The sequence below is a fragment of the Kineococcus indalonis genome, assembly GCF_009906395.1.
In the GTDB taxonomy this organism is placed as follows: Bacteria; Actinomycetota; Actinomycetes; order Actinomycetales; family Kineococcaceae; genus Kineococcus; species Kineococcus indalonis.
In genome coordinates, this window is the sequence record NZ_JAAALM010000058.1 from 1 (window position 1) to 12,558 (window position 12,558).

Here is a 12,558-nt window from a genome sequence, read left to right on the forward strand (position 1 = left end):
CCGCGACCTCGCCGCCCGCCCCCCGGTCGACGGGCTGCCCGTGCTCGGGGTCTACCTCACCCGCGGGCAGGGCGAGTACGGCGCGCGCCGCCGCCACGACGAGGTCGCCGGCGCGCTGGCCGGCTGGCTCGGCGGCCTGGACGTGGCCCGCCTGGAGCTGGACACCCGCGTCGACCCGCGCGACTGGCGCCTGCCGGCCACCGCCGAGCAGGTCCTGGCCGTGCTCTCCCGCCTGGACGCCGTGGTCACCACCCGCCTGCACGGGCTCGTGCTCGCCCTGCGCGCGGGCGTGCCCGCCCTGGCCGTGGACCCCGTCGCCGGCGGCGGCAAGGTCAGCGCGCAGGCCCGGGCGTGGGGGTGGCCCGCGCTGCTGGGCGCCGAGGAGGTGCTCGCCGCCGACGGGGCGCTGGCGCTGGACGAGCAGCTCGCCTGGTGCACCTCCGGCTCGGGCCGCGCCGCCGCCGCCCGCGCCCGCGGGCAGGCCCCCGCCGCCGGCGCGGAGCAGCTGGACGCCCTGTCCGCCGCCCTGCGCGGCTGAGGCGCGCGGGGCCCGCCGGGCCGCGCGGGACGGCGGTACCGTCGCGCATGGGTGCGCGGCGGCTGGTGTGGCGGGCGAGCTACGAGCTGCTGGCCGGGTGGGCGCGCGAGCCCGCGTGGGCCTTCATGAACTACGGCTACGCCCCGCCCGGGCCGCCGCGGCTGGCGCTGGAGCCGGGCGACGAGGCGGACCGGCTGTGCGTGCAGCTGTACGAGCACGTCGTGGCCGGCGACGTGCGCGGGCGCGACGTGCTGGAGGTCGGCAGCGGCCGCGGGGGCGGGGCCTCCTACCTGGCCCGCTACCGGCACCCGCGCACCGTGGTGGGCCTGGACCTCTCCGCCCGCGCGGTCGCGCTCAGCCGCCGGGACCGCGCGGCGCCCGGGCTGACCTTCGTGCACGGCGACGCCCTGGCGCTGCCCTTCCCCGACGCCTCCTTCGACGCGGTCGTCAACGTCGAGTCCTCGCACTGCTACGACGACGTGCCCGCGTTCCTCGCCGAGGTGCGCCGCGTGCTGCGCCCCGGCGGCGACTTCTTCTGGGCCGACCTGCGCCCGGCGCGGCAGGTGCAGCGGGTGCGGGGCGAGCTGGCCGGCTGCGGGCTGCGCGTGCACCGCGAGGAGGACGTCACCGCCGAGGTGCTGCGCGCGCTGGAGCGCGACAGCGCCCGCAAGCTGCAGCTCATCGACGCGTGGGTCCCGCGCCCGCTGCACCCCGCCTTCCGGCCCTTCGCCGGCATCGAGGGCACCCGCAACCACGCCGGGCTGCGCAGCGGCGCCCAGCGCTACCTCAGCGCGTGGCTGGTGCGCGAGCCGGCTCCGGCGCCGTGGGGGCCGGGGCCACGCGCACCAGGGCCGCCCGCGGCCCCCGGCGCTCCACGGTGCCGGTGAGGTCCTCCGTCCACAGCGCCGCCAGCGCGCGCTGCGCCAGGGCGCCCAGGGAGAAGGCGTCCTCGGCGCGCAGCCGCAGCAGCGGCCCGTCCCCGCCGCCCTCCCCGTCCTCGACCGAGCAGCGCCCGGGCCCGCCGGCGGCGGCGACCTGCGCGACGCGCTCGAGCTGCTCGGCCCGCGTGCCCGGAACCACCGGCGGGGGCGGCGCGTCGGCGGCGCCGATCGCGGCGCGCACGGCCTCCACGTGCCCCAGGCGGAACCAGTCCGAGGCCGGCGGGCGCAGCAGCGAGCGCGCCCCGGGCCCGTCGGCGGCGGAGACCCGCCCGGCCAGGCCGCGCACCAGCGCCGCCGGCACGCCGTCGGTCTTGCCCTTGACGAGGTCGGCGGTGGCGGCGACCTCGTCGGCGATGGCGCGCGCGGTGACGCTCATCGGCCGGCCGGAGGCGTCCAGCTCCCCGCGCAGGTCGTCCAGCACCGCCAGGCCCGCCACCCCCAGCGCGAAGTCGGTCTGCCCCTCGCGCCAGGCGCGCCCGGCGGTGTCGGTGACCACGACGCCCACGTCCGCGCCGGTCAGGGCGCGCAGCCCGGCGCGCAGCGCGCGCGCCTCGGCGTCGGCGTCGGCGGGCAGCAGCAGCACGGTGCCCTCGGCGACGTTGGAGGCGTCCACCCCGGCGGCGGCCATGACCGGCCCGGCGACGGCCTGCACGATGCTGGCCAGCCCGGCGGGGGTGCGCCGCGCGGCGACGGTGCGCACCGACTGCGCGGCGACGACGGCCTCGCGCTCGGCCAGCGGGGCGGTCAGCCCGCGCGCCTTGGAGACGACCTTGCTGGAGACGGCCACCACGTCGCCGTCGACGAGGGAGGTGCGCTGGGCGTGCAGGGCGTCGACGAGGACGCGGGCCAGGTCGTCCCCGGCGGCGACCTCCCCGACGCCGGTGATCCCGACGACCTGCAGGCTGGTGGTGCTGCGCATCACGCGGCGCCCGCCCGCCCGGTCAGCTCGCCGGCGAGGTCGAGGGCGGCCCCGGCGAGGGCGGCGGTGGCCGCGGGGTCGCTCATCAGCAGCGGGCGGCGGCGCACCGCCAGCGGGCGCGGACCGGGCGCGGGGGCCTCGTCGCCCTCGGCGATCAGCCAGCCGTCGAGGAAGTCGGCGTACAGCCCGGCGACGGCGGCGGCGGTGGTGGGCACCCCGATGGCCGCCAGGCACGCGTCGGCCATGCCGCGCACGGGCGCGCCGCCGATGACGGGGGAGACGCCCACGACGGGGGCGGCGGTGGCGCGCAGCGCCTCGCGCACGCCGGGCACGGCCAGCACCGAGCCGATGGAGACCACCGGGTTGCTGGGCGGCAGCACGACGACGTCGGCCCCGCGCAGCGCCTCCAGCACGCCGGGGGCGGGGCGGGCGTCCGCCGCGCCGACGGGCTCGATGGCCAGCGCGGGCACGGCGGCGTGCAGGCGCACCCACCACTCCTGGAAGTGCACGCGCCGCCCGCCGGCCTCGCCGTCGTGGGCGGCGCGCTCGGCCTCGGGCACGACGGCCAGGTCGACGTGGGTCTCCACGACGTCGTCGGTCATCGGCAGCAGGCGGGCGCCGGGGCGCCAGCGCCGGCACAGCTCGGCGGTGGCCTGGGAGAGGGTGCGGCCCTCGGCCAGGGCCTGGGTGCGCACGAGGTGGGTGGCGATGTCCTTGTCCCCCAGGGTGAACCAGGTGGGGGTGCGCCCGTAGCGGGCCAGCTCGTCGGCCACCCCGGAGGTCTCCTCGTCGCGGCCCCACCCGCGCACCTCGTCGATGCCGCCGCCGAGCGTGTACATCACGGAGTCCAGGTCGGGGCTGATGCGCAGGCCGTGCAGGGTCACGTCGTCGGCGGTGTTGACCACGACGGTGACCTCCGCGTCGCGGCGGGCGGGGTCGGCGCTGGAGCGCAGGGCGGCGAGCAGGCCGCGCAGGAAGCGCGCGCCGCCGACGCCGCCGGCGAGGGCCGTGACGCGCAGGGGTGCGGTGGTGGGGCTCACCGGGCCATGCTCGCAGCCCCGCCGGCGGTGCCGCCGGGCACCCGCGCGGGTGCCCGGGGTGGGCCGGACGGGTGAGCGCGGCGGGCGCGCCGGTGGTGCGGGGGAGGCCCCTGGGGCCCTCGGGGCGGGGGTGATACCACGCCGGGCTTGACTAGTGAGGACGACACGCGTGTAATTCCACCAGTGGTGGTCTTGCGTGACCGTCGCGTCACCGGTAGTGACAGACCGAGGCTGTGGGGGCTGCCCAGTGGAGATCGACGTCCAGCACCGCGACCAGGAGGGCGGCACCGTGCGCCCCGAGGAGCACGAGCCGCACGGCCGCCCCGAGCTGCGGCTCGTGACGAGCCTGCCCGACCCGGCCGTCGGGCCGCCCACCGGCCTGTCCGGCCTGACCCCGGAGGACCCGGGCTGGCAGGAGCTGGCCCTGTGCGCGCAGACCGACCCCGAGGCGTTCTTCCCCGAGAAGGGCGGCTCCACCCGCGAGGCCAAGCGCGTGTGCCAGGGCTGCGAGGTGCGCCAGGAGTGCCTGGAGTACGCCCTGGCCAACGACGAGCGCTTCGGCATCTGGGGCGGGCTGTCCGAGCGGGAGCGCCGCCGCCTCAAGCGCCGCGCCATCTGAGCCCCGCCGCCCGGCCCGCGCCGGGCGGGTCAGTCCCCGTCGTCCCCGCCGTAGCGCGGGTCCACCTCCTCGGGGTCCAGCCCCAGCAGGTGCGCCACCTGCTCCACCACGACGTCGGCCACCAGGTCCTCCAGGTCCTCGCCGCCGGCGCGCGTCTCGACGGGGCGCCGGTACAGCACCACCCGTGCCGGGCCGGAGGCGTCCGCGGGGAACAGCCGCCCCAGCGGCACGACCTCGTCCTCCCAGGGGGCCGGGTCCGAGGGCGGCACCTCCTCGACGGCGAACTCCACCCCGGCGAGCTGCTCGGCCCAGCGCCGCTCCAGCAGCTCCACGGCGTCCAGCACGAGGTCGTCGAAGCGCTCCGCGCGGGTGCGCGCGGCCGGCAGCGAGGCCGGCAGCAGCGGGCCGCGCAGGCCGCGGCCGTGCCGGTCGCGCCGCACTCGACGGCGCCTGCGGTGCGCCCGGGGCGTGGTCACCGGCGCAGGGTACCGAGCGCCCCGGGCGCGCGCCGCCGCGGCGCACCCGCGCGCCGCCCCGGTCACGGCCCGGTCGCGAGCCGGTCGCGGCCCGGTCGCGGGGCGCCGGGGCGTCGGGGTCGACCACGGGGCGCGGGCCGGCGGGCTGGTCGCGCACCGCGTCGGCGACGGCGAGCAGGTCGTCGTGCCGGCTGGCGGCCTCCACCAGCTCCGGCGCCAGGCGCACGACCTCCCAGCCGCGCGGGGCGGTCAGGCGCTCGGCGTGCTCGGCGCACAGGTCGTAGCAGTGCGGCTCGGCGTAGGCGGCGAGCGGGCCGAGGACGGCCGTGGAGTCGGAGTAGACGTAGGTCAGGGTCGCGACCGCGGTCCGGCCGCACGCCGTCCGCGAGCACCGCCGCACCGCTGCGCCGGGACGACCACCACCGCCACCGGCCGTGCGCGCACCGCTCAAGGTCGCCGCGGCGGACGCCGATGGCGGGCCGGGAGGTGCGCGGTGGTGCGACGAGGGGTGCGGGGACTGCTGCCGGCGGTGCTGGCGGCGGTGGTCGCGCTGACGCCGGCGGCGTGCGGCGGCGGGGACGACACCGCCGGCGACGCGGTGCGCGTGGGCTACTCCCAGCTCAGCGCCGAGGGCAGCTGGCGCGCCGCGAACACCGCCTCCGTGCGCGCCGCCCTCACCCCCGAGCACGGTTTCGAGCTGGAGCTCAGCGACGACCAGCAGAAGCAGGAGGGGCAGATCGCCGCCCTGCGCCGCTTCATCGCCGACGACGTCGACGTCGTGGCCTTCTCCCCGGTCGTGGAGGACGGCTGGGACGAGGTGCTGCGCGAGGCCGCCGACGCGGACGTGCCCGTCGTGCTCGTCGACCGCGGGATCACCACCGCCCTGCCCGACGCCTACGCCACGCGCATCGGCGCCGACTTCCGCTCCGAGGGCCGGCGCGCGGGGCGCTGGGTGCGCCGCAACGCCCCCGGGGCGCGGGTGTTCGAGCTGCAGGGCACCCTGGGCTCCGGCGCGCAGGTGGGCCGGCAGGAGGGTTTCGACGCCCTCGCCGGCGACCAGGTCGTCGGCGCCGCCACGGGGGGTTTCACCCGCGCCGGCGGGCGCGACGTGACGGCCGCGGCCCTGGAGGCCTGGCCCGACGTGGACCTCGTCTTCGCCCACAACGACGACATGGCCCTGGGCGCCGTGGAGGCGGTGCGCGCCGCCGGCCGCCGGCCCGGCGTGGACGTGCGCGTCGTCTCCGTCGACGCCACCCGCCAGGGGCTGCGGGCGCTGGCCGCCGGGGACCTCGACCTCGTCGTGGAGTGCGACCCGGACTTCGGCGAGCAGCTCGCCGGGGTGCTGCGCCGCGTGGCCGCCGGCCGGCCCGTGCCCGCCGAGACGATCGTGCGCGGCGACGTCTTCGACCGCACCGTCACCCCCGAGCAGGTCGAGGCGCGCACCTACTGAGCACCGCGGGGGACCCCGGGGCACCGCGGGGGACCCCGTAGGGTCGGGACCGTGCCCCGCGGCGCCGCACCCCTGGCCTTCACCGCGACCGCCGCGCTCGCCGCGGCGGCCGTCGTGGTCGCGGCGCTGCTGCTGCCGGAACGGGTCCCGACGCACTTCGCCGCGGACGGCGGGGCCGACGCGTGGAGCTCGCGCGCGGCGGCCGTCACGTTCCTGGCCCTGCTCACCGCCGGCACGTCCGGGCTGTTCGCGCTGCTGGCGCGGTGGGTGCCGCGGACGCCCGCGCAGTGGCTGAACGTCCCCCACGGGCAGTGGTGGATCGAGGCCGGTCGGGAGGGGGAGCTGCGCCGCCGGTTGCGCGAGGACGTGCTCGTCCTCGGCGCGGGCACCAACGTCCTGGTCCTGTCGGTGACGGCCGCGACGGTGCAGGCCGCGTCCTCGGGGTCCGGTGCGCTGCCCGGGTGGTGGTTCGCCGTGCTCGGGCTGTGGGCGCTGTCCACCCTCGCGCACGCCGTGCTCGCGCACCGGGTGCGCTACCGCCCGGACCGCGTGAGCGGCTGACGGCCGGCGGGCGCGCGGGACCCTCCCGCACCGGCCGCGGCGCCCCCCGCGCTCCTCCCGGCGCTCACCGGGCGCGGGTGGCCTCCGGGCATGACCGAGGCGGGGGTCCAGGACCGCGCCGGGGCCCGCCCCGGCGACGAGCTGCGCGCCGCTACCGTCGTCCCGTGCTCGACGACGACTTCGACGCCCTGTGGAACCGCGCCTGCCGGTGGGACTCGCCGGCGGTCCGGACCCACGAGGGCGACGCGGCCCTGCACGTCGCGCTGACGTTCCACGGCAGCGTCGTGAACGGCGGGCTGTTCGACGCGGTGCAGAACCACCGCGAGGACCCCGAGCACCCGCTGCCGCGGGTGCTGCAGGCCTACCGCTTCCTCGGCCTGGACGACGTGGCCGCCACCGTCGACGCGGCGCGGCGCCGGCACGAGGAACTGGCGCCGACGCCCGACGACGAGGCGCGCTGGGGCGCGGCCGAGGAACAGGTCGACGCCTCCTGCGTGCTCGACGACGAGGGGCTCGGCGCCGCCGCCCGCGCCGCCGTGCGGGCCAGGCCGCACAGCTTCGCGCCGCTGGGCTGAACGCACCGCGCCCACCTCCGGGACCCGCGGCGGCGTCCCCGCGCCCGGCTCGCCGGGTGCGGGGACGCCGGTCACCGGCCGCGTGCGGTTCCCGCGCGGGCCTCACTCGGGCAGGACGACGACCTTGCCGGGGATGCGGCCGGCGGCGGCTTCCGCGTGCAGGGCGGGCAGTTCGGCCAGCGCGATGCGGCGGGTGACCTCGACGTGCAGGGCCCCCTCGTCCACCAGGGACACCAGCTCCGCCAGGCGCTCGCGGTGCGGGCGCACGAAGACGGTGAGCGCCCGCACGCCGCGGGACTCGTCGCCCGGGGTGGGGGTGAACGCGGTGGTGCTGACGACCGCACCGCCGTCGCGCACCAGCGCCACCAGGGCGCCGAACCGCTCGGGGTCCAGGGGTGCGAGGTTGAGCAGCACGTCCACCTGCTCCTCGACGGCGTCGAGCAGGTCGGTGCGGGTGTGGTCGACGACCTCGTCGGCGCCGGCGGCGCGCACGGCGTCGGCGCTGCGCGGGCTGGCGGTGGCCACCACGTGCACGCCGGCGCGCTTGGCCAGCGCGACGGCGTACTTGCCCACCACGCCTCCCGCGCCCACGATCAGCACCCGCTGACCCGCCCGCAGCCCACCCTCGTCGAACAGGGCCTGCCAGGCCGTCAGCGCCACCGACGGCAGGGCGGCGGCGTCGGCCAGCGGGACGCTCGCGGGCGCCGCGACCAGCGCCTCGGCCGGTGCGACGACGTGCTGCGCCGCACCGCCGTCGCGTCCCATCGGCAGGAACCCGATGACCGCGTCGCCGACCGCGAGGCCCGCCACGCCCTCGCCGAGCGCGTCGACGGTGCCGGAGACGTCGTAGCCGGGCACGTGCGGCAGCTGCACGGGGATGGGCAGGAACCCCGCCCGCATGCCGTCGTCGGCGGCGTTGAACGCCGAGGCCGCCACCCGCACCAGGACCTCCCCGGCCCCCGGGACGGGCTGCTCGACCTCTTCGTGCTGCAGGACCTCGGGTCCGCCGACCTGGTGGAAGCGCACTGCCTTCATCGATGCACCTGCTCCTGTGAGGTCCCCCGAGGTGCTCCGCGGATCCGGTCCGCGGTCCTGGGGACGACACCGAAGCTCGCAGGTCCCGGCGCGCTCAGCCTGGGCCGGCTCGGCCCACCTCCTGGCCCACCTCCTGGCCCACCTCGACGACGGCCCGCCCCTCGCTCGCGGCGACCAGCTCCGCCAGCCGGGCCTCGTCGTCCGAGCCCGGCGCCGCGGTCAGCACCACGGCCGCCAGGTCGTCGCCGGGCAGGGCGAGGAGGTTCCCGACGAGCGTGACCGAGCCCCCGTCGGACTGGGTGAACGTCGCGCTGCTCTCGTAGGCCGCCACCGGCCGGGGGGCGCGCCACAGGGTGTCGAACGGGCGGCTGCGGGTGCGCAGGTCGTCCACCAGGGCGGCCAGCGGGGCGTCGGCGGGGTAGCGCAGCACCGAGCTGCGCAGGCGGGCCACGAGGACCGCCTCGTGGTCGTCCGCGTCGGCCGCGGACTGCTTGAAGGCGTCGAACGGGTCGCAGAACGTGCGCCAGGCGACGTTCCACTCCCAGCGGTCCCCGGTGAGGTCCCAGTGCTCCAGCGCCAGGAACGCGCTGTTGACCGCCACGACGTTCATCGCCGCGTCGGAGACGATCATGGGGGTGTCCGGGAACCGCTCCAGCAGCCGCGTCGCGCCCCGGCCGAGGTCGGTGGGCACCTGCCCGTCCGCGGCGGCGTACCCGGCCAGCGCGCACAACCGCTCGTAGTCCGCCCGCCCGACCCGCAGCGCCCGCGCGAGGGCGTTCACCACGCCGGCGGAGGGGTGGCTGCGCCCCTGCTCCAGCCGGCGCACGTAGTCCGCGGACATCCCCGCCAGCTCACCGAGCTCCTCGCGCCGCAGCCCGCGCACCCGGCGGCGGCCCGCCGGCAGCCCGACGGCCGCGGGGGCCGTGCCCTCCCGCAGGTGGCGCACCGCCGCGCCGAACCCCTGACGATCCACGGGCCGAGTGTGCCCGAGCGCCCCTGCGCCCGGTAGACCCGCCACCCGCGGCCGGGGCGGTGCGCGGCGGCAACCCCTGCGGCGTCGCCGCCAGCGGCCTCAGGTGCCGATCACGGTGCGCACGGCGTACAGCTCGGGGAAGAACGTCAGCTCCAGCGCCCTGGCCAGGAAGGCCACGCCGCTCGAGCCGCCGGTGCCGCGCTTGAAGCCGATGGTGCGCTCGACGGTCTTCAGGTGCCGGAACCGCCACAGCTGGAAGTTGTCCTCCAGGTCCACCAGCTCCTCGCACGCCTCGTACTCCTCCCAGAAGTCCTCGGCGCGCTCGTAGACGCGCCGCAGCACCGGCACCAGGGCGGGGGTGTGCACGTGCGCGCGGGTCACGTCGCGGGTGAGGACCTCCTCGGGCACGGCGTGCCCGCGGCGGGCGAGCAGGCGCAGGAACTCGTCGTACAGGCTGGGGGCGTGCAGCAGCCCGTCCAGCTCGGCGTGCGCGGCGGCGTCGTGGGCGAACACGTCCAGCACCGCGGCGTTCTTGTTGCCCAGCACGAACTCCACCGCGCGGTACTGGTGGGACTGGAAGCCGGAGGAGGAGGCCAGGAAGCCGCGGAACTGCGCGTACTCGGTGGGGGTGAGGGTGGCCAGCACCGACCACTGCTCGGTGAGGGTGCGCTGGACGTGCTTGACGCGGGCGATGTTCTTCAGGGCGACCTTCAGGTCGTCGCCGGCCAGGGCCGTCGTGGCCGAGCGCAGCTCGTGCAGGACCAGCTTCAGCCACAGCTCGCTGGTCTGGCGCTGCACGATGAAGAGCAGCTCGTCGTGGTGCTCGGGCACGCTCAACGGGTGCTGGGCGGCCAGCAGCTCGTCCAGGTGCAGGTAGGCGCCGTAGGACATCTCGCGGGTGAAGTCGCGCACGACGCCGCCCTCGACGGGGCGGGTGTTCGCCTCCCCGCTCACCGCTGCCCCCCGCTGCGCACGACGGCGCGGCGCAGCCGCACGACGCCCTCGAGGAGTTCGGTGAAGCTGGTGGACAGCGGCGCCATCCCGAGCCGGATGCCGTCGGGGGCGCGGAAGTCGGGGACCACGCCGTCGGCCCAGAGCCGCTCGTTGACGGCGCGCAGGTCGGCGCGGCGCACGGTCACGTGCCCGCCGCGGCGCTGCGCCTCGCGCGGGGAGGCCACCTCGACGTCGTGCCCGGCGAGCAGGTCGTCGACCAGCTCCAGCGCGAACGCCGTGAGCAGCTCGGACTTGGCGCGCACCGCCTCGATCCCGGCGCGCTCCAGCAGGTCCAGCCCGGCGCGCACCGGCACCATCGCCAGCACCGGCGGGGTGCCGGAGACCAGGGAGCGCGCGCCCGCGGCCGGCGAGTACCCCGGGCCCATCGTGAACGGCTCGGCGTGGCCCATCCAGCCCTGCACGGGCTGGTGCAGCCGGCCCTGGTGGCGGGCGGCGAGGTAGCCGAACGCCGGCGCGCCCGGCCCCCCGTTGAGGTACTTGTACGTGCAGCCCACGGCGGCGTCCACGCCCCAGGTGTCCAGCTCCAGCGGCACCGAGCCCACCGAGTGCGACAGGTCCCACAGCACCAGCGCCCCGGCCTCGTGCGCCGCCGCGGTGATCGCGGGGGCGTCGGCCAGGTGCCCGGAGCGGTAGGCGACGTGGCTGAAGGTCACCAGCGCGGTGCGCTCGCCGACGGCCTCGCGCACCTGCTCCACGGTGATCCCGTGGGCGGGGTCGGTGCGCACCCAGCGCACGCTCAGGCCGCGCTCGGCGGCGATGCCCTCCAGGACGTAGCGGTCGGTGGGGAAGTTGTCGGTGTCGGTGACGACCTCGGTGCGCCCCTCCCGCGCCGCCGCGTCGACGACCGCGCGGGCCAGCTTGTAGAACAGCACGGTCGTGGAGTCCCCGACGACGGCCTGCCCGGGCCGGGCGCCGAGCGCGACGCGGCCGAGCTGGTCGCCGACGACCTCGGGCCAGTCCATCCAGCCGCCGCGCCCGCTGCCGTCGTCGGTCCAGCCCTGGATGAGCCGCCCGCCCCACTCGTCGTGCACGAAGGAGGCCATGCGCTGCGCGGTGGCGCGCAGCGGGCGCCCCAGGGAGTTGCCGTCCAGGTAGGAGACCACCCCGGGGGCGGCGTCCAGGAGGAACTCCTCGCGCGCCCACGCCAGCGGGTCGGCCGCGTCCAGCTCGGCCGCCCGCCGGCGCCAGTCGGTGCCGGCGGCGGCCGGGGTCACGTCGGTGTCGGTCACGGTCTCTCCTCGGGTGCGGCGACCCGTTCATGCTGCCAGCCGCCCGGCGCGCGCGGCGCCGCCCGCGGCGCGGTCACACGCGCGCCACGAGCTCCACGACCGAGGGCCAGATCGCCGAGGCCGGGTCGACGACCGAGAAGTGGTCGCCCTCGCCCTCGACGAGCACCACGTCGTCGCCGGCGCGCTGCGCGGCGGCGGCGAACGCGCGGCTGAGGTCGAGCAGGTCCACGTCGTCCTGCCGACCGCACACCACCGCCAGCGGCGCGCCGACCGGCAGGCGCGCCAGGGGGCTGGAGGCGGCGTACACCCGCGGCAGCTCCTCGGGCGCACCGCCCAGGGCGGCGCGCACCGCGCCCGCACCCAGCCGGCGGCGGTCGGCGGTCAGCAGGTCCAGCACGCCGGCCAGGGAGACCGTCAGCGCCGGGCGCACCGGGGCGGCGGGGTCGGCGGCGACGTCGGCGGCCAGGCGCACCGCGAGCTGCCCGCCCGCGGAGTGGCCCAGCAGGACCACGCGGCGCAGGTCCAGCGGTGCGCCGGTGCCGGGCAGGGCCGCCAGCGCGGCGGCGACGTCGGCGGTCGTGGCGTCCCAGCCGTGCTCGGCCGGGCGCCGGTACTCCACGTTCCACGTCGCCACCCCGCGCGCGGTCAGGTCCGCGGCGGCCGCCTCCATCAGGTCCGCCTCCCAGTGCGAGCGCCAGTAGCCGCCGTGCACGAGGACCGCCACGGGGAACCCGCCGGGCGGGGGCTCCCCGCCGGGCAGGCGCAGGTCCGCGCGCTGGTCGCGGTCGGCGCCGTAGGGGTGGGTGCTCGCGGGGGAGGCGGTGCGGAACCACCAGGCGTCCACGGCGAAGCGCAGCCCGTCCAGGCCGCGCCCGCGCAGGTGCCGGCGCACGGCCGCCGAGGCGTCGCGCGGGCGGTGGTCGGGGTCCACGCGCAGCACGCGGGCACCGTCCAGCGGCAGGTCCGTCGCGTCGAGGTCGGCGGGGTCGGCCGGCAGCAGCAGGAACTCCCCGGCGGCCGCGGCCCGGGCCACCGCCGCGCGCAGGCCCTCGCCGTCGGCGGGGGCGAGCAGCTCCGCGCCGGCGCCGCGCGCGGCCGCGGCGCGCTGGAGGACCTCGCGGGCCGTGCGCAGGTCGGCCAGCGCGCCGGGGGCGACGACCGCGGTGACGAGGGGGCGTGGGTCCACGA

The 12,558-nt window shown here is 78.4% G+C and carries 14 protein-coding genes and 1 pseudogene; 6 read left to right on the top strand and 9 right to left on the bottom strand.

Translation table 11 applies throughout. The annotated features are described in order from the left end of the window. Positions 1 to 538: polysaccharide pyruvyl transferase family protein (locus GTR00_RS05040; RefSeq protein WP_166610544.1), on the top strand; the 538-nt coding region annotated here is incomplete at its 5' end. Positions 539 to 585: 47 nt separating this feature from the next. Next, complete coding sequence (locus GTR00_RS05045; RefSeq protein ID WP_166610545.1) at positions 586 to 1,425, top strand: class I SAM-dependent methyltransferase; 840 nt, start codon at positions 586 to 588, stop codon at positions 1,423 to 1,425. On the opposite strand, the gene cofE is transcribed toward GTR00_RS05045, so the two are convergent. Continuing rightward, positions 1,325 to 2,398, bottom strand: a complete 1,074-nt coding sequence (gene cofE / locus GTR00_RS05050) for a coenzyme F420-0:L-glutamate ligase (RefSeq protein WP_240899437.1) — start codon at positions 2,396 to 2,398, stop codon at positions 1,325 to 1,327. The two genes, GTR00_RS05045 and cofE, sit on opposite strands and share 101 nt — an antisense overlap. Beyond that, positions 2,398 to 3,417: a 2-phospho-L-lactate transferase gene (gene cofD / locus GTR00_RS05055; RefSeq protein WP_166610553.1), complete on the bottom strand. Its 1,020-nt coding sequence runs from the start codon at positions 3,415 to 3,417 to the stop codon at positions 2,398 to 2,400. Before cofD ends, cofE begins: the two co-directional genes overlap by 1 nt. 400 nt (positions 3,418 to 3,817) lie before the next feature. On the opposite strand from cofD, the gene GTR00_RS05060 reads away from it, so the two are divergent. Continuing rightward, on the top strand, positions 3,818 to 4,057 hold the full coding sequence (locus tag GTR00_RS05060; RefSeq protein WP_166610554.1) for a WhiB family transcriptional regulator: 240 nt from the start codon (positions 3,818 to 3,820) through the stop codon (positions 4,055 to 4,057). Positions 4,058 to 4,086: 29 nt separating this feature from the next. On the opposite strand, the gene GTR00_RS05065 is transcribed toward GTR00_RS05060, so the two are convergent. After that, positions 4,087 to 4,533 (bottom strand): metallopeptidase family protein, encoded by a 447-nt coding sequence (locus tag GTR00_RS05065; RefSeq protein ID WP_323132221.1) that lies wholly within the window; start codon positions 4,531 to 4,533, stop codon positions 4,087 to 4,089. Between the two features lie 31 nt (positions 4,534 to 4,564). Continuing rightward, positions 4,565 to 4,933, bottom strand: a pseudogene (locus tag GTR00_RS05070) (DUF3499 domain-containing protein); the annotation flags it as partial. Positions 4,934 to 5,026: 93 nt separating this feature from the next. On the opposite strand from GTR00_RS05070, the gene GTR00_RS05075 reads away from it, so the two are divergent. From GTR00_RS05075 to GTR00_RS05085, 3 genes are all read left to right on the top strand, one after another. Further along, the gene (locus GTR00_RS05075; RefSeq protein WP_205705091.1) at positions 5,027 to 5,983 is read left to right on the top strand and encodes an ABC transporter substrate-binding protein; all 957 of its coding nucleotides are present in this window, start codon (positions 5,027 to 5,029) and stop codon (positions 5,981 to 5,983) included. Between the two features lie 51 nt (positions 5,984 to 6,034). Then, the gene (locus GTR00_RS05080) at positions 6,035 to 6,544 is read left to right on the top strand and encodes a DUF1648 domain-containing protein (RefSeq protein WP_166610547.1); all 510 of its coding nucleotides are present in this window, start codon (positions 6,035 to 6,037) and stop codon (positions 6,542 to 6,544) included. Between the two features lie 164 nt (positions 6,545 to 6,708). Continuing rightward, the gene (locus tag GTR00_RS05085) at positions 6,709 to 7,119 is read left to right on the top strand and encodes a DMP19 family protein (protein WP_166610548.1); all 411 of its coding nucleotides are present in this window, start codon (positions 6,709 to 6,711) and stop codon (positions 7,117 to 7,119) included. A 102-nt stretch (positions 7,120 to 7,221) separates the two neighbouring features. Here the strand turns inward: GTR00_RS05085 and GTR00_RS05090 are convergent, their stop codons facing one another. The 5 genes from GTR00_RS05090 to GTR00_RS05110 all read right to left on the bottom strand — a co-directional run. Further along, a complete protein-coding gene (locus tag GTR00_RS05090; protein WP_166610549.1) occupies positions 7,222 to 8,154 on the bottom strand; it encodes an NADP-dependent oxidoreductase in 933 nt (310 codons plus the stop codon). A 94-nt stretch (positions 8,155 to 8,248) separates the two neighbouring features. Beyond that, positions 8,249 to 9,127, bottom strand: coding sequence for a helix-turn-helix domain-containing protein (locus GTR00_RS05095; RefSeq protein ID WP_166610550.1), 879 nt, complete (start codon positions 9,125 to 9,127; stop codon positions 8,249 to 8,251). 99 nt (positions 9,128 to 9,226) lie between these two features. Then, on the bottom strand, positions 9,227 to 10,081 hold the full coding sequence (locus GTR00_RS05100) for a tryptophan 2,3-dioxygenase (RefSeq protein ID WP_166610551.1): 855 nt from the start codon (positions 10,079 to 10,081) through the stop codon (positions 9,227 to 9,229). After that, the gene (locus GTR00_RS05105; protein ID WP_323132222.1) at positions 10,078 to 11,370 is read right to left on the bottom strand and encodes a kynureninase; all 1,293 of its coding nucleotides are present in this window, start codon (positions 11,368 to 11,370) and stop codon (positions 10,078 to 10,080) included. The genes GTR00_RS05100 and GTR00_RS05105 overlap by 4 nt, the downstream gene beginning before the upstream one ends. A gap of 73 nt (positions 11,371 to 11,443) precedes the next feature. Further along, positions 11,444 to 12,558 (bottom strand): alpha/beta hydrolase family protein (locus tag GTR00_RS05110; protein ID WP_205705092.1); only part of this gene is annotated, 1,115 nt, incomplete at its 5' end.

Bases quoted from the DNA above. Each gene is read 5' to 3' on its own strand.
- GTR00_RS05045 (WP_166610545.1), top strand. From the start codon at position 586: ATGGGTGCGCGGCGGCTGGTGTGGCGGGCGAGCTACGAGCTGCTGGCC.
- cofE (WP_240899437.1), bottom strand. From the start codon at position 2,398: ATGCGCAGCACCACCAGCCTGCAGGTCGTCGGGATCACCGGCGTCGGG.
- GTR00_RS05090 (WP_166610549.1), bottom strand. From the start codon at position 8,154: ATGAAGGCAGTGCGCTTCCACCAGGTCGGCGGACCCGAGGTCCTGCAG.